Below are 20,298 nucleotides of genomic sequence, written 5' to 3' on the forward strand. Positions count from 1 at the left end.
TATATAGCCGGTATAACCCTTTTCTACCATGAACCCCGAACCAAGAACAGGAGACAGTCCTGGCCCAACAATGTCCACCGATCTGGAATGTGCAAGCTGCGACTCACCTGTAGCCGCTGACGACATTGAGTGCCCACATTGTGGCTACCCCTTAAAAGGTTCATCAGAAGCTCAGGAGAAATTCTTTAGGGACCGTGATAATTGGTTGCTGAATTTTCAGGACATGAACAGGAAGGTTCGTATCGCAACCCAAACACTTTATGTTTTATCGGGTCTTAGTGCCATCTGGGGTATTGTATTGTATTGTATCTCTCCGGCAAATACTCAGCGGGCTTTTACACTGTTCGCTTACCTGCTGGTTGCCTGCATGTACGCAGGATTAGGTTGGTGGAGCAAAAAGCGACCTGTGGCAGCAGTTGTTTCCGCCTTGGTGATCTACATCATTTTACAGATGCTTGCGTTTATCGACGATCCGGACAACCTTATTCGGGGTGTCATTTCAAGGGTTATTATTTTGGTCTACCTGGTAAAGGGAGTTCGCGCGGCTGTAGGTGCGGAACGCATCCGGAGGAACTTCCATGCAAATCCCTGATGCAAACCACGCTCGTCGTTAGACCAACTGATCTATACCTAAGCGCATGGTTAACTAAGTATCAGTCAAAGCCGTCTTCACGTCTGCATAACTAAACTACATGAACAATACAGCAGGCTAAAACGGCATGGACATCATCAGCCAAATAAGAATTATCTCACTTTTGTCCTTATCATCCGTGTTCCATGGCACCGGCTTCAACAGCACCGAAGCTACCCATCAATCCTTCTATCTTCTTCTTTCGATAATTAAATACTTCTTTCAACTTTTTATTTACCGTTAAGGTATTTGCAATATCACCCATAAACCAATAGGGTATCTTGTAGTGTACAATATCGGTCATTTCAACCCCGCCTTCAATTTCCTTGAAGTGGTGCTGATGATGCCATAAGCTGTAAGGTCCAAACCGTTGTTCATCCACGAAATATTTAAGTGGTTCAACATGGGTTATTTCTGTCATCCAATACAAGGGAATACCAAAAAGTGGTTTCACGGTATACTCGATAATCTGTCCCGGGTACATCTTTTTGCCGTGGTGTTTGCTCCTGACTACAAAGCCAAATGATGGAGGTGTTATTTCTGCGAGATTATCCGGCGAACTAAAATAATCCCAGGCCCGTTCAAGCGTAACCGGTATTTGTTGTACAAACTTTATTGAATAAACCTTTGACATACTGCTGATTTTGCCTATACTAACAAAGCCGTGCACAAAAGGTTTCGCCATGCGAAAACTGGTGTAGGGCAGGGGTGCAGGAAGATTTACCATTCACCAAGCAATTAGGGTCTGAACGTCGCCGCATGTTGTTCTATTAACGTGCAAAGAGTTCTAATGATCACACAAATTTTGCGGGTATTGCAACAACACAAACGTACATAAACCACCATGGTATAACTTTAAACAATGGTCGATCACAGTGGCAAGGAACCAGGGTCTGCACAGTTAAGCCATCCCGAGATCGTAGCTTACAACACAGCAGAAGAAGAATGGAATGGTGTTGGAGTTCGTATCCTGGAGTTAATTGAATCAGGCATTGCGGTTAATGATATCTGTATTTACCTGCCCGGGGATGAGGTCGGCAGGATGGCTGGCAGCCTCGACCAAAAAGGGATTGGTGTAATAAGCAATGCTGAGTTCGATGTTCTCCGGGATCCAACTTTGCAACAACTGGTCTTATTGCTCAGGTATTTTGCAGCTGAGCAACATATCACCTATAGTGGTGATGACCTGCTCTTCCGGCTATTGCATCTTGAGTGGTTTGCAATACCTGCAACAGAAATTTCGAAGCTGGCGATTGAAACTTACCATCCGCAATCAAAGACGGATATATGTGCCTTACGAAAGAAACTGGCAGATAAAAGTAGCGGGCATGCTACATCACTTTTCGAAGCGGAAATACCTGCTGTACTGAAGCGGGCTTCAGCAATGCTCGAACAACTTATCGTTGCTGCATCAAAACTAAACCCGGCGCAGTTGGTTGAGAACATCCTTGAACACGAGCTATTCTCCAGCTTTATCAGTCGACAACCCGGCAAGGAATGGGTGCTGCAAGTGCTTCGTGGATTTTTAGGATTCGTAAAAAGGGAAACCGCCAACGATCCTGCACGCACATTAGCTGATATACTCGCCCAGGTTGACTTAATGTTAAAGCAGAAAGTTCCATTACTCATCACGCCATTTTCTGGTAATACCAACGGAGTACAACTGGCTACGGTTGAGCAAACCCATGTACATCACCCCTATGTTTTCGTGTTGGCCAGCCACGCTGCTCAACCTCAAAAAAGTGAGCTGGCTGGTCAGGTACCGGAGGGACACAATTACGGGGACCTTACCCGTAAGTTAATAATCGGAGAAGGAATAGCACAGCTCCATGTTTCTTACCGCCGTTATAGTTTTGGCGGCCGCATAACAGCAGTGCCGGAACTGGTAACGCAAATCATCCGTCATTACCCGGGTCTTGTTCCGGTCAGGCAATCTTCAGTCTTAAAGAATTTTAAGAAAGAACAACCACTTCAACTTAAACCTAAGATTGAAAGCGTTGAAACGGTACTGATCGGCAGGTTGGTCGACAAATTTGTGATGAGCGTATCTGCGCTAAATACTTACCTGCAATGTCCGTTGTCTTTTTACTATTGCAATATTCTTCGAATTCCATCTGGCAGAAATGAATACATGTCATTTGGCTCGGCAGTGCACTACGCACTGCAACGACTCTTTGAAAAGATGCAGGGATCTTCAAACCGTTTTCCTTCGGCTAACGAGTTGGTGAGCGACTTTACAGGTTTTATGCACCAGAATAAAATGGGCTTTACTGAAGAACAGTTTAAACGAAGACTGCAATACGGTGCAACTGTGCTTACCAATTACTACAACCACTATCGGTACAGTTGGAACCATGTGGTGGCGGTAGAGCGCAACATCAATAACGTAGTGGTTAAGGGGGTGCCGTTAAAGGGTAAGCTAGACAAGCTCGAGTTTGATGGACGATTTGTAAACATTGTTGATTATAAAACGGGTGATTGCACAAAGGCATTGCAGCACATGAACCCGCCTAACGCGATTACCCCAAATGGTGGCAACTATTGGCGGCAGGCAGTTTTCTATAAGATCCTGGTAGATAATTACCAGCAAAAAAATTGGCAGGTAGTAAGCACAGAATTTGATTTTATTGAGCCGGACAGCGAAGGCGAATATTGCAAACTAAAATTGGTGCTCACACCGGCCGACGTAACAACGGTAACCCACCAGTTTGTAGAAACTTGGACGAAAATCCGGAACCATGATTTTTATACAGGATGTGGCAACCCTTACTGTTATTGGTGCGACTTCGTAAAATCGAACAACCTGGTCACAGCTCATTGCACAAGCACTGGCTAGTGCATTGTGCAACGCCAAACATCGAAACAGTAGCGGTTAATCTTGTATGCTGCTAATCCTAAAAAACAGATAAATCCCGCAAATGGAAGCCATTGAGCGTACATAGCACCTAAGTTTGCATGCGATGAAAAAACTTGCGCCCCTGTTTTATAGTTTACTATTTGCATGTACGGGATTACTCTTCCTGTTAAGCGGTACAGGTTGCGCCAATATCATTCCACCAGGGGGTGGGCCAAGAGACAGTATTCCACCGGTTCTCGTTGCTGCTACACCGCCCGACTCGGCTTTTAATGTTTCAACAAACCGGATCACTTTTACTTTCAACGAATTTGTTGAGGTGCAAAACATCACCGAAAACGTTCTGGTGTCACCTACACCCACTACACCTCCATTCATCGACTATAAACTCCGAAATGTAACGGTTCGGCTCAAGGACACCCTCGAACCAAATACGACCTATTCCATCAATTTTGGCGACGCCATTCGGGATGTTAATGAAGGCAACATCGTAAGAAATTTTACCTACGTATTCTCGACCGGTCGTACGGTAGATTACAATACTTTTTCCGGGAAAGTTGTACTGGCCGAAACGGGGCGGATAGATACCACGCTACTGGTTGTGCTGCATCGGAACCTGGATGACAGCGCCGTTGCAAATGAAAAGCCCAGGTATATTACCCGGCTTGATGGACAAGGCAACTTTGTTTTCCGAAACCTGCCTACCGGAACGTTTGCCGTGTATGCATTGCCAAACGAATACTCCCGCCGTTATGACGATAAAACAAAATTGTTTGCGTTTTCCGACTCTGCTGTGGTGATAAGCGACAGTACCCCACCGCGTGTCCTGTACGCATATGCTGAAACGGTTAAGCCCCCGGCGGCAAGCCCGGCTGCGGGCACAAGAACAGCCGCGGGTAACCAGGACAAGCTGCTGCGCTACGCTACCTCGCTCGAAAGCGGCAAACATGATGTAAACGAGCCGCTCCGCATCGACTTCAACCGAAAGATAACGATGTTCGACAGCACAAAAGTGCAGTTGACCAACAAGGACTTTCAACCGGTTACCAATTATACCATCAGCCGGGATACCATTCCAACCCGGTTTTTTGTTCGTCACCCATGGCCCACAAACACGGAATTCAACCTCCTCATTCAACCTGATGCTTTTGCCGACTCTACAGGCCTGAAGCTCGCAAAAAATGATACCATTGATTTTGCTACAAAAAAGCAGGAAGAATATGGGAGTGTGAAAATACGTTTTACGAACCTCGATTTTTCGAGGCACCCGGTGTTGCAGATTATAGAAAATGACGTGATCATTTTATCTGACTCAATCACCCAACGCGACTGGTCACGTAAGTTATTTAAGCCGGGTGAGTATGGGTTGCGTATACTGTACGATGCAAATCGAAATGGCAAATGGGACGCAGGCGAGTTTTTTGGTGTGCACCGTCAACCTGAAATCGTTCGTTTTATTGATGCGAAACTTACCGTACGAGCCAACTGGGACAATGAACCGGAGATCAGGCTATAGTGATATCTCCACACATATATTCAGCGCCTTGTAATTACACATTGCCCGATTGCTGCATGTCAGGGTTATCGGGAACCATGCGCCAGGGATTGAAGCGGATACCCCGCTGAAGGCTATGCAGCATGGCTTTTGGCGGAGTAGGAGCGAAAAGCCCGGCCCTCCGGGGGCGCCCAGGACAATAATCCACTGGGTCATTTCCAAAAAAAGGGCGAGCATACGTACTAACCAGAACTCCCGCCGGGTAAAATCCCCGATTTATGTGTTATACCAACTATCAACGGGTAAGTTGTTAATGCCTTACCAATGCAGCTTAAAGCCCAATTACATTCCACATCCCGCAGTACATTTGTATTATGCAACTTCCTTCTTCTCTTTTAGAAAATGCGGTGAATGAATTTTCGAAGCTACCGGGTATCGGTAAAAAGACGGCCCTTCGACTTGTACTGCATTTGCTAAAACAGGAGCCTTCAGAAGTGCAGCAATTCAGCGAGACCATCTCACGTATGCGCGAAGAAATAAAGTTTTGCCAGCGATGCGCAAACATCAGTGATGCTGACATCTGCTCGATATGTGCTAACCGGATGCGCAACCAGCAACTGATTTGTGTGGTAGAAAATATCCGCGATGTAATTGCTGTAGAGAGCACACAACAGTACAACGGAACCTATCATGTGCTCGGCGGAATCATTTCGCCGCTTGACGGCGTTGGCCCTGATCAATTGAATATTGATGCGCTCGTAAGTCGTATTCAAAAAGAAGAAACGGAAGAGTTAATCTTTGCCCTTAACCCGAATATACAAGGGGATACCACCATTTATTACATCCAGAAAAAATTGCAGGTGCACTCCTGTAAGATTACAACCATCGCAAGGGGGATTGCATTTGGTGGTGAACTGGAATACGCTGATGAAATGACCCTTGCAAGAAGTATTAGCAACCGGTTGCCCGTATCGCAGTATGTTAATGGTTAAACATCAATTCTCCCCCACTCAGTACCTCTTTTTACGGTTTCAGTAATTTTATCCCGGCAACTCCGCCTGCGGAATGTTACTTTAGCATTGGTAATAACAACATTATGCGAAAAAAGAACCTGGGTACTATATTGTTGGTGATCCTTATATTGGCAGTTGCCGGTGCTGTTATCGGCTACAGGATGTGGAACAAACCAAACAGGTCGGTTGCAAACGAAGCGGGGATCGCCATTACTGCAGCTGATCTTGTAACAGCATACCAGGCAGATGAAAACGCGGCAAATGCAAAATTTCTTGACAAAGCCATAGAGGTTAGTGGTACCATAAGCGCTGTTGACAAAAGCCAGGATGGTAAATCAACAATTATGTTGTCTTCCGATGATCCGATGACGGGGGTTTATTGCACTTTGAAAATCGGCGCGGATAATTTGGCCGTAGGAACCCCGGTTAAAGTAAAGGGTTTTTGCAGCGGCATGCTCAGCGACGTTCGACTCAGGGACGCCGTTATCGTGAAATAACATCAAGAATATTCCTTAACGGAAAAAAGCCGCACCGGAAATCAGGCGCAAGGCAACTCCGTGTGCTTTAAACTCGTACGGTTATAATTGAATGTTGCGGCTGTTCGGATGTGCCAAATTGCCGGCGTCACCAAGCGCAACTGTCTTTTCCTAAATCAAAAATCCTATACATGAAGAAAATTGGCGGAATGCTCCTGGTAGTGATCATGTTTGCCGCAGCAGGCTGTTATTACGATAAGGGAGAACTGGTTTACCCACGTGCATCGACCACAACACCTGCCACAGGTTGCGATACAACTTCTGTAATGCGCTACAGCGTGGAGGTGGTGAATATCCTTTCGGCGCGTTGCTATAGTTGTCATAGCGGGACCGCATCAGGTGGAGCCGGTTTTAAACTTGATACGTATTCATCCGTAATGTCCATGGCCAATAATGGCCGGCTCGTTCGTGCAATTACCCATACTGGTCCGCAAAACACCCATATGCCACTTGGCGGAAGCAAGCTTGCAGACTGCGATATCGGAAAAATCCGTTCATGGGTAAGAAGTGGCGCATTAAACAATTAACCTTTAAAAACACCAGTCTAAAAATGAAATCAATTCTCTTGTTTGCTTGTATCATCATCGGTACATCCACCTTAAATGCCCAAAAAATCTTAAGTACCAAGTCGGGCCAGATCACCTTTTTTTCTAATGCTCCACTTGAAGACATAGAGGCTAAAAACAGCGAGGTCGAGAGCAAGCTATTGCCGACAAACGGCCAATTGGTATTTACCCTGTTGATGAAAGGTTTTGAGTTTGAAAACCAGCTTATGGAAGACCACTTCAACGAAGACTATCTCGAAAGTTCAAAATTTCCCAAATCCAGTTTCAAGGGTTTTATCACCAATGTGAAAGAGATCAATTTCGCGAAAGACGGAACATACCCTGCAAAAGTAAAAGGCGATTTGACGATACACGGGGTTACCAAGCCAGTTGAAGCAAATGGAACGGTTACCGTAAAAGGAGCCAAGGTTGCGGCAAAAAGCAAGTTTAATATCAAGCTTAGCGATTATGGGATCGGTGGCAAGATGGTCGGCGACAAGATCGCCCAAAATATCGCCATTACTGTAGATTGTCAATACGAATAACCAACTAAAAACTGCTTTATGTTTAGGAAATTTATACTTGTTGTTGTCGCTACGCTTTCAGCAGGCAGTATGATCGCCCAGGACGTTGACCTGTTTAAAGTGATGGACGAAGACAGCAAAAAGGCCGACGCAAAACGTACGAATTACAGCACCGCGACATTTAAAACTACCCGCCTGATCAATGGGCACTCGGTAGAAAATGTTGGAAAGGGTATACTCGATTTTAAGATATCGCACCGCTTTAATCCTGTCAGCGATGGTATCCGGGAGTTGTTTGGCTTTGACCATGCAAGCATGCGTATTGGCCTCGACTATGGCATTACCGACCGGCTGATGATTGGTGCGGGCAGAAGCACATTTCAAAAGCAAGTTGATGGATTTGTAAAGTATAAGTTGTTGCGGCAGTCCTCTGGCTACCAGAATATGCCGGTGACGGTAAGTGTACTTGCCTCGGTAATGTTAAATACAATCGCCAACGACACCGTCAAAAATGCACACTTCAGTGATAACCTTTTCTATTGTTATCAGTTGCTGATTGGAAGAAAGTTCAGCGAGAATACTTCGATCCAGATTATGCCGACCATTATTCACCGGAACATTGTTCAACGTGAATCAGAACCGAATGACAACATTGCGATTGGAATCGGCGGCAGGCAAAAAATTTCGAAACGCGTAAGCATCAATGCAGAATACTACTATGTATTGCCCGAATACAAGATGCCCGGAACCAGGAACTCACTATCTTTTGGAGTAGATATTGAGACCGGTGGACACGTGTTTCAGCTGCATTTCTCTAATTCAATGGGTATGACCGAGCGCACCTTTATCGCGGAAACCGATGGACGTTGGGGTGATGGCGACATCCATTTTGGTTTTAACATCGCAAGGGTTTTTGTAATTGGCAAGAAAAACAAAGCCAACAGGCTTAAGCTGATGCAGGCAGGCGAAAAATACTAATTATGCCCGTGAAGGCGATACACCTCCTTATTGTTTTTATGATTTCAATTACCTCCCTGGTGGCACAGGGAGGTAATTTGTTTTCGACCCGTTCCGGAATAATCCAATTTCAATCCGACGCTCCTTATGAGCTCATCAAAGCTTCTTCGCGGGAACTTTCAGGTATCCTTGATATCCAAAAAAAGACGTTTGCATTCAAGGTAAACATGCAGACCTTCCAGGGTTTTAATAGTGCGCTGCAAAAGGAACATTTCAATGAAAATTACCTTGAGAGCAATAAGTATGAAAGTGCCACTTTCAGCGGAAAAATCATTGAGGATATCGACTTTACGGCAAATGGTACATACCATGTAAGAGCAAAAGGTACCCTGCTGCTGCATGGGGTTTCGCAGGAGCGAATCATAAAATCTGACATCACCGTCAGGCAGGGAAGGATTAACATATCTGCTAACTTTACCGTATTGCTGAGCGATCACAATATACCGGTGCCTAAAGTAGTAAAAGACAAACTTGCTTCGGAAATACAAGTGGACGTATCCGCCCAATTAACGCCCCGTTGATATGAAGTGTAATGGCACCTATATCCTTCTAAGCATACTACTTTTTTTTACTTCCTTAACTATCCGGGGCCAGGTGATGGGGGTAAAAGCCTATGCTATCACCGGGGATGATTTTTCGCCGGGAATATTCTCGGTTGTTCAACATTCAGCAGGCTATATGTTGGTTGGAGCAGCCGACGGGTTATACCGCTTTGATGGTAATGCCTTCTCGCGCTTTGCTTTTACCGATACCCCGAAAAACAAGGCCGTTACTGCAATTTGCGAAGACAGATCGCATACGGTTTGGCTTGGCTTTCAATCCGGTGAAATTGCCCGGTTGGAGCGTGGAAGTATCTGTTTCCTCAACGCAGAAGAAGGCCACCCGAAAGTCGCCATAAACAAAATCATACAAGACCGTGCGGGCACTTTGTTATTTGCCACTGCCGGAGAGGGAGTCTACTACTATACAAAGAGTCGTTTTTACAACATTAACACCGATGATGGGCTTACCGATGATTATGTGTACGACATCGTACTTACGCCAACAAGCCTGCTTGCAGGCACCGACCGGGGCTTGAATGCATTATTGTTGCCGCTGAGCACGAAAACAATCAAAGCGGTTACATCTGCCCAGGGATTGCGCGACAACATCGTTCGTTGTTTGTATTCCGACCCTGGCAAGAATACACCCTATTGGGTCGGTATGCAGGATTTTGGCCTGGGTAGGTTCACCTTTCGAGGTGGCATAAATCAACTGTCATATCCTTCGCACAACTGGAACTTTGGGCAGGTTAATGCCATTCTTGGTACAGGTGACAATATATGGGCAGCCACGGATGGATATGGGATCATAAGTGTACCTAATCGTCGCGACTCAGGCGCAGTAAGACCGTCGCAAATAACTGGGTTGAACTATAAAAAAACCGCGAATTTGTTTACCGATGGCGAAGGCAATACCTGGTTTTCTGCCCAAAACCAATTGGTAAAAACAAACGGCGCACAGCTGCAGAACATACTTCCGCAAACAGCCAATATTCACGACCAGGTGCATTGCCTGTTGGTCGACGAAAAGGAAAATATATGGCTGAACTATAATGGGGGACTAAAAAGGTTCAGCCTTGTTAACGGAAGCTGGGTTGAAAAAAGCTTCCCAATCCCGCAGGTAAATAAGCGTGCTGAAATTACGTGTCTTTACGAAGACCGTTTTGGACATATCTGGATCGGTACCATGGGTAAAGGCATATTCCTGCTGGATCAAATGACCGGCAGCCTGCGGCAAGTGAATGAAAACGCTTTGCTCAACAATGGTAGCATCCTGTCTATCCACGGCAAGGATAAAGAAGTATGGCTGTCGGGACTGAGCGGTGCTATATCGGTGCTGCTCACACCTGAAAACAAGAGCATTTCAAGCCTGTTGCGTTTTAACCGGTTTCCTAACAAATCACAGATAGGAAGCAACTATGTTTATAGCATTATGGTCGACTCGAAAAACCGGGTTTGGTTTGCTACCGATGGTGAGGGTATCACGGTAAACGAAGGTGGCAGGTACACCAATTATAATGCAAAGCACGGGATTAAAAGTCCCGTTGTCTACAGCGTTTGCGAGGATCATAAAGGCAATATCTGGTTCAGTACCCTTAATGCAGGTGTGTACAAATTTGATGGATCAGGCTTTACAAATTACAATGTTGAACATGGATTGAACGATCCGACAATTACCGCGCTGGCGCCTGACAGTTACGGAAACATCGTTGCCATTTCCAAAAAGGGAATGAACATCATCGAACAATCTACGGGTACCATCTTTTCGCTTGATGCCGACCAGGGTATCAATGGGATCAACGACGACCTTAACTGTATCGCCACGACGTCTAACGGTAAGGTATTGTCTTCTTCTGCTAGTGGCATTCTACAATATGCGCCGGCTTACAAACGGTTGCAGCCAAAAATTTTTTTGGAAAATATCCAGGTCTTTGGTGAGTCCATCGACCCCGATACGAAGCAGCCATTTTCATACGACAACAATAATTTCAGCTTTCTCTTTTCAGGTATATCCTATTCGCATCCCTCCAGGGTAAGGTACCAATACCAGCTGCAGGGATTGAGCAATCAATGGGTTACCACCAGAGATAATAAGGTAAATTTTCCAAAACTTGCCCCCGGGTACTACACCTTCAGGGTAAGAGCATCAATAAACGGAAACTTCGAAAACAGTCAGGTAGCGCTTTATTCATTTTCCATATCCCGTCCATATTATCTCCAGTTGTGGTTTATCGCCCTGGTTGTTTTCGCTGGTGTTGCTTCAATTTACCGTTACATTAAGCTTCGCGAGAAACGACTTCAACGCCTCGACCGGCTTGAAAAGGATCGTATTCAATCGCAATTTGAAACGCTGAAGAGTCAGGTAAACCCACACTTTCTCTTTAATAGTTTCAACACCCTTATTGCCGTTATAGAAGAAAGCCCTGAACATGCCGTAGAATACGTAGAGCATTTGTCTGATCTATACCGTAAAATTGTATCGTACCGCGATAAGGATGTAATTACGCTGGCAGAAGAACTCGAATTAATTCATGACTACTTTTTTATACAACATAAACGCTTTGGTAATAACCTGCGGCTGGATAACCAGGTTACCAGCGAGTTCGCCCAAACCTTTATGATTGCGCCACTTACCTTACAGTTGCTGGCCGAAAATGCAGTAAAGCACAATTCAATATCCGCCGGCAATCCGCTAACAATCACCATTGCCATTACAGGAGATTACCTGCTGATGACAAATAATCTAAATCCTAAAATAACGCCTGAAAAAGGGGAGCAGATGGGATTGCAAAATATTCAGAAGCGTTACCTCTTACTCAGTGCAGCGCCTTTGAAGATTGTGCAGGATACGAATACTTTTTCGGTTTATATACCTTTGATCTACGGCGAAAGGCTGCATAAAACCAACCGGATTTGAACACAAGAATACTCATCATCGAAGACGAAGAAGCGGCTGCAAGAAGGTTGCAGAAAATGATCCTTGAGGTTGTACCCGATGCCGAGGTATTGCCATTTGTTACAGGTATACAATCAGCCATTAACTGGTTCCAGGCAAACAGCGCACCCGACCTGATATTCTGCGATATCCATTTGTCAGACGGTAATAGCTTTGAGATATTCAGGCAGGTCAGGATTACGGCGCCAATCATTTTTAGTACTGCTTACGACCAATATGCCCTGCAGGCATTCAAAGTAAACAGTATTGATTACCTGTTAAAACCGGTAAAGAAAGACGAACTGGATAGGGCAATCAAAAAGTTTTTATCGTTGAACCTTACCGCACCGGCAGCGATCGATGTAAATAAATTATTGCAATCCTTGCAGCAGGCCAAACCTTCCTACAAAGAGCGCTTTGTAGTTAAATATGGTGAACACATAAAGACTATTGAAACTACGGATATCGCCTACCTGTATACCGAAAACAAAATCAATTTCCTGGTAACAAAAGATCAGCGTCGCTTTGCTATCGATTACAATCTCGACCAACTGGAAGAACTGCTTGATCCAAAACGGTACTTTCGCATCAACCGGCAATTCATCATTGGTTTCCATTCTATCGCCGAGATGCTTACTTACCCGAAGTCACGTGTGCTGGTACATCTAAACCCGCCATCAAAAATCGAAACCATCGTCAGCACCGAACGGGCAGCCGCATTCAAAACCTGGCTCGATGGCGGATAATCCTGCTTAAACCCATCCTTGCTATAAACATCACACGGGTTTTTTTGGCGATCAGGTATTAAAACCTTATGATTTTGCAATGCGGCATTGTTATCCTACTTTTGCGCCGCAGCAGGAGGATTTGTTTATTGTTCGGCCTGCTGACTTAAGATTACCAACTGAACTAATAAACGAATCCATTCTGCCGGTCCTCCACAGCTTGAACTCGTTATTAGTTCCAAATATTTCTTCAAGTCAGCATCCCAATAGTTCAATTGATCGTCCGTGTACAACCAGGCAGGCGATGCAAGCCCCCGCTGTAGACCCCGTGATGCGCCTTTGGGTCGGGCATAAAACCTAGATGCATGCAAATACAAAATGAACTCAGCAAGCGTATTCTTATAATTGATGGTGCAATGGGAACAATGATTCAGCGCCGGAAGCTTGAAGAAGCAGACTACCGGGGAGAACGTTTCAAGGACTGGCATACCGATGTAAAAGGAAATAACGACCTGCTTAATATTACGCAGCCACAGATCATCATCGACATCCACAAAGAATACCTTGAAGCTGGTGCAGACATCATTGAGACAAATACTTTCAGCTGTACCTCGATTGCGATGGCCGACTACGATATGCAGTCGTTTGCATACGAACTAAACGTAGAGGGTGCTCGTTGCGCCAGGATTGCGGCAGACGAGTACAATGCCAAAGATCCTTCGAAACCTCGTTTTGTTGCCGGTGCAATCGGCCCGCTTAATAAAACCCTAAGCCTTTCACCTGATGTAAACAACCCCGGCTACCGGGCAGTTACGTTCGACGAGGTTGCAATCGCCTATACCGAACAGATCAGGGGCCTCGCAGATGGGGGAGTTGACCTGTTTTTGATAGAAACGATCTTTGATACGCTAAATGCCAAGGCTGCTATTTACGCCATTAAGAAGTACTTCCGCGAGAATCCCAGCGGCAAGGGAGAGCTGCCTATTATGATCAGTGGAACTATCACCGATGCTTCCGGGCGTACCCTCAGCGGGCAAACCCTCGAAGCGTTTTACACCTCCATCAGGCATGCACGACCCATTAGTGTTGGCCTCAATTGTGCACTTGGTGCAACCCAAATGCGACCACATATCGAAGAACTCAGCCAGATCGCTGAATGTTATACCTCGGCATACCCCAACGCCGGTTTGCCAAATGCCTTTGGAGAATACGACGAGCAGCCACATGAAACCGCCCACATTATTGAAGATTGGGCTAAAGAAGGTTTTGTAAACATCGTAGGCGGTTGTTGCGGAACTACCCCCGATCACATTAAACACATTGCCGACCAGGTAAAAAACTATTCACCACGGCAGCTGCCGGTTTTGGAAGCGGTGCTGTAGTACAATAAACAAAACCATCGCGATAAGCAATTTTTTGTCTTCCGCCTTAGTCTTTCACTCGTCACTACGTAACACCCAGGTTATAAGTGGCTCTAGTAAGCAAAAATCACCTTGCACGTTTTAACCAGCGTGATGTGGATCAGAAATAAAATATGGAAACGACAGTTATTAAACCTTACCTGCGACTCGCCGGCTTAGAACCACTTGTGGTTCGCCCTGAAACAAACTTCGTAAACGTTGGCGAAAGAACAAACGTGACCGGGTCAAAGAAGTTTGCCCGGCTGATCAGGGATAATAAGTATGAAGAGGCCCTTTCAGTTGCCCGGCAGCAGGTAGAAAGCGGCGCCCAGATACTCGATGTAAACATGGATGATGCTTTACTCGATGGTGTTTTGGCCATGACAACTTTTTTGAACCTCCTTCAGGCAGAACCGGATATTGCCAGGATACCTGTAATGATTGACAGCTCCAAGTTTGAGATCATCGAAGCGGGGTTGAAATGTGTGCAGGGAAAGTGCATCGTAAATTCCATCAGCCTTAAAGAAGGTGAGGAAAAGTTTATTGACCAGGCATTTATTTGTAAGAGCTATGGCGCCTCAGTAATCGTTATGGCCTTTGACGAAAAAGGCCAGGCGGATACGAAAGAACGCAAAATCGAGATCTGCGAAAGAGCTTACAACATTCTAGTTCAGCAAGTCGACTACGATCCGCAGGATATCATCTTCGATCCCAACATTTTCGCCATTGCAACGGGTATCGAAGAACACAACAACTACGCAGTTGACTTTATTGAAGCTACCCGTATCATTAAACAAAAAATGCCCCTTACCAAGGTGAGTGGCGGGGTAAGTAACGTTTCCTTTTCGTTCCGCGGCAACGATACCGTTCGCGAGGCCATACATTCAGTTTTCCTCCTGCATGCTATTGCTGCAGGTATGGATATGGGTATCGTAAACGCCGGGCAGTTGCAGGTGTACGATGAAATTGAGCCGAGGTTAAGAGAGCTTTGTGAAGACGTCATACTCAACCGGAATCCCGAAGCGACTGATCAGCTGCTTGCTTTTGCAGAAACCGTTAAAGCAAAAGGTAAAACGGTTGTACAGGACCAGGCATGGCGCAGCGAGCCGGTTGAGAAGCGTTTGTCGCATTCGCTTGTAAATGGTATTACCGACTTTATCGATGCCGATACAGAGGAGGCCCGGGTTAAATATCCCAAGCCACTCGATGTTATCGAGGGTCCGTTGATGGACGGAATGAATATCGTGGGTGACCTGTTTGGTGCCGGAAAAATGTTTTTACCCCAGGTGGTTAAAAGTGCCCGGGTAATGAAAAAGGCAGTTGCTGTACTTACCCCTTACATCGAGGCCGAAAAGGAGGTCAGAAGATTAGCACATATCGAAGCCGGAACTGTAAACGAAGAAGGTGCCGGTGCAGCGAAAATATTATTGGCAACTGTAAAAGGCGATGTTCACGACATTGGAAAAAATATCGTGGGTGTCGTACTGGGTTGCAACGGTTACGATATTATCGACATGGGTGTTATGGTACCCGCCGATAAAATCCTGGAGACCGCAAAAAGGGAGAAGGTTGACATCATCGGTCTAAGTGGATTGATCACGCCTTCACTCGACGAGATGGTTCACATAGCAAAGGAAATGAAGCGTCAGAAGTTCGAGCTGCCCTTACTAATCGGTGGCGCAACCACCAGCCGTATGCATACCGCTGTTAAGGTTGCCCCTGAATACGACGAAGGTGTGGTGCACGTGCTTGATGCGTCAAGAAGCGTTACCGTTGCGGGATCGTTGTTGAGCAAAGAGCAGAAACCTGACTTTTTGAAGACGTTAAAGGATGAATACAGCAAGCTTAAACAGGATTTCGCCAACAAGAAAACTGCTAAAAGCTACCTGCCTTTTGCCCAGGCCCAGGAGAATAAAGTAAAGATCGATTGGGACGCATTTACTCCTGTTGAGCCAACCTTCACGGGTACCAGGGGATTTACCGATTACAGTCTAGAAGAGATTGCTGCCTATATCGATTGGCAACCCTTCTTTATTGCCTGGGAACTGCACGGAAAATTTCCGCAGATACTGAGCGACGAAAAAGTGGGTGCAGAAGCAACACGATTGTACAAAGATGCGCAGGTGCTATTAAAAAAGATTATCGCCGAAAAGTGGCTTACGGCCAACGGAGCAATTGGATTTTGGCCGGCCAATTCGAACGGTAAGGATACGATCACCGTTTTAAACGAAGAAAAAAAGGAGTTGGTTTACCTCGAAAGCCTGCGTCAGCAGGTCAAGAAAGCCGGCGGCCAACCAAACATTTCGCTTACCGATTTTATTGCCCCAACTGAGTCTGGCAAGCAGGATTACCTTGGTGCTTTTGCAGTAACCATACAGGGAATCGAGCCGCACCTCAAGCGTTTCGACGAACAACACGACGACTATAATAAAATTACGTTACAGGCACTTGCCGATCGCCTTGCCGAGGCATTTGCTGAACTGTTGCATAAGCGCACCCGTACCGAATTGTGGGGCTATGCAAAAGATGAAAGTCTTACCAACGACGACCTGATTAATGAGTCGTATGTTGGTATTCGTCCTGCGCCTGGCTATCCCGCATGTCCCGATCATACAGAGAAGTACAAGTTATTCGACCTGTTGGAAGTTACCCGATTAACCGGGATCCAACTTACTGAAAGCCTCGCCATGTACCCGGCAGCCTCTGTTTGCGGTTGGTATTTTGCTAACCCGCAAAGCAAATATTTCGGCATCGGCAAAGTTGAAAAAGATCAGGTAGTGGATTATGCCAACCGGAAAGGTATGGCGCTGGAGGAAGTTGAAAGGTGGTTGAGGCCTGTATTGGAGTACGATGCTTAGTAAGATGAACTATGAATGATAAGAGATGAAATATGAGTGATGAGGTATCATTCGTAAGGTATTAAGAAGCCACAGCTTTGAAGTCATACGATATGCTGTAATGGAGTTAGCAATGAGTAATCGAACGCAAACTCCCGGTTTTTAGTATTGTCAAGAAAATGCATTCATACTTCATCATTCATACTTTCTTTTTGTTTCCAGCAGGAGGAATGCTATTTGGCTCCGGTTGTGTCACTCACTTGTACGGCATATCATTGCTGGGCAAAAATGCTCTCCTTATACCAATTGGCATTTCATGTAAATATAAAGGATCAATCTCCTGGTAACAAAAGCTGCGGTAAATCTAAGATACAAGCCCGCCCGGCTGACGCCGTTCGGACGGGTGGGCTTGTACGGCATATCGTTGCTGGGCTAAAATGCGCTCCTTATAGCGAATAAGACTAAATTCCTGTGGAAGGAATCAGTTAGTGTAGATGCAGGAGAATATTCTCTTAAATCGGTAAAAAGGCTAGAGTCAAGGAGCTGCTGACCTTTCACGTCTCATCTCTCATCGTTCATATCTCATCACTCCTTTCACGTCTCATATCTCCTAACCTTTCATTCAACATCTGGCATTCAACATACAACATAAAGAAACTACCCCGGCACCCGGGTGATGTATTTTTCGATCTCTTTGATTTGATCGACAACCTGCTTGGTGGTTGGCTTAAGCGCTTTGGCTTTACGGAAGAAATCTTTTGCCGCGCGGAATTCGCGTTTGTTCATGTAGATCTGGCACATGCTGAGGAAGGCGACGGCCTGGCTTTCTTTGTCGGGGATCCCGGCCCGGATTGCCTGGCGGATATAGCTTTCGCCATTTTTCATATCACCTTTTTGCAGGGCCATCATACCGAGCTGTAACTTATTCGCACCCTCGGCTTCCGCCATGGGCGAACCCAGGTCGAGGCTTTTCTTCATGTGCTTTTCAGCAGAGTCGAAATCCTGGTTCATCATCGCCAGGTTGCCTTTGAGTGTATAATAGGTTGAGCGGATCGGTTTATACAGGAGGTTTGGAAACCAGATCGAGTCCATTATTTTCTTCACTTCCTCCATATTGCCCTCTTCCATCGGCTTTTGAATCAGCCGGAGGGGTCCGATAAAGAAATGGCTTGCAATGGCAATAACGCCCAGGAAATAGAGAATGAAAGCAGCCCAGAAGCCCGCGCTGATGTTTACCCAGATGGCGAGGGCGATAGCCAATACCCCAAGGTAAAGACGGTATTTTATAAGGAGATTATAGAACTTCATACGAGGTGAAAATTGGCCTGCAAAGATAGCGGAAAAGGAGATTACAGATTTTCAAATTGAATTGAAGGTTGAATATGTTTAATCTCTATTTTTGCCGCCTGAATAGCCAGTTCTTTTTGGTTTGGTCCCGTAGTTCAATGGATAGAATAGAAGTTTCCTAAACTTTAGATACAAGTTCGATTCTTGTCGGGACTACTAATTAGGTTGAAAATGTTTTATGCTTATGTGCTGAAAAGCGTCTCGCATAACTACTATTACAAAGGTCATTGCCACGATCTGGAGACCAGACTACGCCAGCACAACTCCGGCATGACCCAGTCGACCCGCCCATATCTTCCATTTGTTATAGTTTACTTCGAAACCTTCGACACGGAGGTTGATGCTATTGCAAGAGAGAAATACTTTAGACGGCGAGTGGGAGAAAGTTTATTAAAAAGAAGTTGGATGAATAAGTCAATGTTAGGTGCTAACGACCGTGAACAGTTGTAGCATAGAGGCTTCCTTAACTTTAGATACACCCGCCCGACTGTACCAGCCGGTACGGGCGGGAGTTCGATTCTTGTCGGGACTACTAATTAGGTTGAAAATGTTTTATGCTTATGTGCTGAAAAGCGTCTCGCATAACTACTATTACAAAGGTCATTGCCACGATCTGGAGACCAGACTACGCCAGCACAACTCCGGCATGACCCAGTCGACCCGCCCATATCTTCCATTTGTTATAGTTTACTTCGAAACCTTCGACACGGAGGTTGATGCTATTGCAAGAGAGAAATACTTTAAGACGGCGAGTGGGAGAAAGTTTATTAAAAAGAAGTTGGATGAATAAGTCAATGTTAGGTGCTAACGACCGTGAACAGTTGTAGCATAGAGGCTTCCTTAACTTTAGATACACCCGCCCGACTGTACCAGCCGGTACGGGCGGGAGTTCGATTCTTGTCGGGACTACTAATTAGGTTGAAAATGTTTTATGCTTATGTGCTGAAAAGCGTCTCGCATAACTACTATTACAAAGGTCATTGCCACGATCTGGAGACCAGACTACGCCAGCACAACTCCGGCATGACCCAGTATATCCGTTCCCATTACAGGTTGCCGATTTAATGTTTCTTGCCTGGCGAGTTATTGCACATCCCTCGTGAAAACCTCATATACCATCTTTGATTGATCGACAACTCGTACTGCGACTGTTTCCCAATAAGCTTTGAAGAAGATGTTATTGGATTGATGACTAAATAAATCCTGACGGTTCAATTTCTCTGTAACGTATACTTTGTTCTCTCATTCCACGCATAGTATATTCCTGGCTTCAACTTAGATAAGTAAAAAATCGCATAGGGGTAACATCCGCCTTTAAACAGGACCCGGCCCGAAGTAGTGGTTACTTTGTAATATGCACGTCGGGAGCTATTTTCAATTAATAAACTGTGGTTGATTATTTCTCTTCTTCCAGAAGGGTGAATGAGATAACTGGGGCGCGTTTCACTTGTTTGGTAGTCCGAATGAAAGAGGGTGTCCGGGCCTCCCGAAATAGATTTAGTTCTGGGATGCTGGGGAAAAAATACCCTGACCTTAGACTTCTCAGGATCGTTAGAGATCCACATTCTACCATGTTTTTCAAAACGAAAAGGCTGCCCAATCGAGAAAATCGGCACCAGTAAGAGAGCCGCTAATATTTCCTTAATTGGGTTCATAAGGTCCCCTCCGGTGCTTTTCTCCTGCTGGTAAGCTCATTTTCGGCAGTCACTAACGGCTTTTTACGTAACGTGGTCTTTGTTGACATTTTCTCCCTTTTCCTTTGCCAAAAATAAACGATTTTCAATACTTACACGACCTTCAACACATGATACCTTCTCCATCCCGCACTCCGATCCGATCTTGACTGAACCGGGTGGTACTTATTTCCATTCTTCCCCACGCCGAGCGCTTTGCTTTG

17 protein-coding genes and 1 tRNA gene are annotated in these 20,298 nt (G+C 45.5%); 16 read left to right on the top strand and 2 right to left on the bottom strand.

The features are described 5' to 3' along the window. The first annotated feature begins 28 nt into the window (after nucleotides 1-28). On the top strand, nucleotides 29-592 hold the full coding sequence (locus tag EXU57_RS16020) for a zinc ribbon domain-containing protein (protein WP_133269246.1): 564 nt from the start codon (nucleotides 29-31) through the stop codon (nucleotides 590-592). Nucleotides 593-764: 172 nt separating this feature from the next. Here EXU57_RS16020 and EXU57_RS16025 read toward each other — a convergent pair whose 3' ends face one another. After that, the gene (locus tag EXU57_RS16025) at nucleotides 765-1,265 is read right to left on the bottom strand and encodes an SRPBCC family protein (RefSeq protein WP_133269247.1); all 501 of its coding nucleotides are present in this window, start codon (nucleotides 1,263-1,265) and stop codon (nucleotides 765-767) included. A 228-nt stretch (nucleotides 1,266-1,493) separates the two neighbouring features. On the opposite strand from EXU57_RS16025, the gene EXU57_RS16030 reads away from it, so the two are divergent. From EXU57_RS16030 to metH, 12 genes are all read left to right on the top strand, one after another. Beyond that, nucleotides 1,494-3,467 carry a PD-(D/E)XK nuclease family protein gene (locus EXU57_RS16030; RefSeq protein ID WP_133269248.1) on the top strand — a complete coding sequence of 658 codons (1,974 nt, stop codon included), beginning with the start codon at nucleotides 1,494-1,496 and terminating at the stop codon, nucleotides 3,465-3,467. A gap of 124 nt (nucleotides 3,468-3,591) precedes the next feature. Then, on the top strand, nucleotides 3,592-5,001 hold the full coding sequence (locus EXU57_RS16035; RefSeq protein WP_133269249.1) for an Ig-like domain-containing protein: 1,410 nt from the start codon (nucleotides 3,592-3,594) through the stop codon (nucleotides 4,999-5,001). A 353-nt stretch (nucleotides 5,002-5,354) separates the two neighbouring features. Then, on the top strand, nucleotides 5,355-5,972 hold the full coding sequence (recR, locus tag EXU57_RS16040; protein ID WP_133269250.1) for a recombination mediator RecR: 618 nt from the start codon (nucleotides 5,355-5,357) through the stop codon (nucleotides 5,970-5,972). 104 nt (nucleotides 5,973-6,076) lie between these two features. After that, nucleotides 6,077-6,490: an OB-fold protein gene (locus tag EXU57_RS16045; RefSeq protein ID WP_133269251.1), complete on the top strand. Its 414-nt coding sequence runs from the start codon at nucleotides 6,077-6,079 to the stop codon at nucleotides 6,488-6,490. Between the two features lie 170 nt (nucleotides 6,491-6,660). Continuing rightward, nucleotides 6,661-7,056 carry a c-type cytochrome gene (locus tag EXU57_RS16050; protein ID WP_133269252.1) on the top strand — a complete coding sequence of 132 codons (396 nt, stop codon included), beginning with the start codon at nucleotides 6,661-6,663 and terminating at the stop codon, nucleotides 7,054-7,056. A 23-nt stretch (nucleotides 7,057-7,079) separates the two neighbouring features. After that, the gene (locus EXU57_RS16055) at nucleotides 7,080-7,619 is read left to right on the top strand and encodes a YceI family protein (RefSeq protein WP_133269253.1); all 540 of its coding nucleotides are present in this window, start codon (nucleotides 7,080-7,082) and stop codon (nucleotides 7,617-7,619) included. Between the two features lie 18 nt (nucleotides 7,620-7,637). Next, complete coding sequence (locus EXU57_RS16060) at nucleotides 7,638-8,576, top strand: DUF5777 family beta-barrel protein (protein WP_243745620.1); 939 nt, start codon at nucleotides 7,638-7,640, stop codon at nucleotides 8,574-8,576. 2 nt (nucleotides 8,577-8,578) lie between these two features. Then, a complete protein-coding gene (locus tag EXU57_RS16065; protein WP_133269254.1) occupies nucleotides 8,579-9,136 on the top strand; it encodes a YceI family protein in 558 nt (185 codons plus the stop codon). A 1-nt stretch (nucleotide 9,137) separates the two neighbouring features. Further along, nucleotides 9,138-12,074 carry a two-component regulator propeller domain-containing protein gene (locus tag EXU57_RS16070; RefSeq protein WP_133269255.1) on the top strand — a complete coding sequence of 979 codons (2,937 nt, stop codon included), beginning with the start codon at nucleotides 9,138-9,140 and terminating at the stop codon, nucleotides 12,072-12,074. After that, entirely contained in the window at nucleotides 12,071-12,838 is a 768-nt protein-coding gene (locus EXU57_RS16075; RefSeq protein WP_243745621.1) for a LytR/AlgR family response regulator transcription factor, read from the top strand. The genes EXU57_RS16070 and EXU57_RS16075 overlap by 4 nt, the downstream gene beginning before the upstream one ends. A gap of 344 nt (nucleotides 12,839-13,182) precedes the next feature. Further along, on the top strand, nucleotides 13,183-14,199 hold the full coding sequence (locus tag EXU57_RS16080; RefSeq protein WP_133269256.1) for a homocysteine S-methyltransferase family protein: 1,017 nt from the start codon (nucleotides 13,183-13,185) through the stop codon (nucleotides 14,197-14,199). Between the two features lie 152 nt (nucleotides 14,200-14,351). Beyond that, on the top strand, nucleotides 14,352-17,075 hold the full coding sequence (gene metH / locus EXU57_RS16085) for a methionine synthase (RefSeq protein ID WP_133269257.1): 2,724 nt from the start codon (nucleotides 14,352-14,354) through the stop codon (nucleotides 17,073-17,075). 636 nt (nucleotides 17,076-17,711) lie between these two features. On the opposite strand, the gene EXU57_RS16090 is transcribed toward metH, so the two are convergent. Further along, nucleotides 17,712-18,362, bottom strand: a complete 651-nt coding sequence (locus EXU57_RS16090; protein ID WP_133269258.1) for a hypothetical protein — start codon at nucleotides 18,360-18,362, stop codon at nucleotides 17,712-17,714. A gap of 123 nt (nucleotides 18,363-18,485) precedes the next feature. Here EXU57_RS16090 and EXU57_RS16095 point away from each other — a divergent pair. The 3 genes from EXU57_RS16095 to EXU57_RS16105 all read left to right on the top strand — a co-directional run bounded on the left by EXU57_RS16095 (nucleotide 18,486) and on the right by EXU57_RS16105 (nucleotide 19,191). Then, nucleotides 18,486-18,557, top strand: a tRNA-Arg gene (locus EXU57_RS16095). A 15-nt stretch (nucleotides 18,558-18,572) separates the two neighbouring features. Then, nucleotides 18,573-18,851 (top strand): GIY-YIG nuclease family protein, encoded by a 279-nt coding sequence (locus EXU57_RS25920; protein ID WP_133269259.1) that lies wholly within the window; start codon nucleotides 18,573-18,575, stop codon nucleotides 18,849-18,851. Between the two features lie 97 nt (nucleotides 18,852-18,948). Beyond that, nucleotides 18,949-19,191 carry a GIY-YIG nuclease family protein gene (locus EXU57_RS16105; RefSeq protein ID WP_133269260.1) on the top strand — a complete coding sequence of 81 codons (243 nt, stop codon included), beginning with the start codon at nucleotides 18,949-18,951 and terminating at the stop codon, nucleotides 19,189-19,191. The last annotated feature ends 1,107 nt before the right edge of the window (nucleotides 19,192-20,298 follow it).

It is taken from the genome of Segetibacter sp. 3557_3 (assembly GCF_004354985.1).
Taxonomy (GTDB): Bacteria; Bacteroidota; Bacteroidia; order Chitinophagales; family Chitinophagaceae; genus Segetibacter.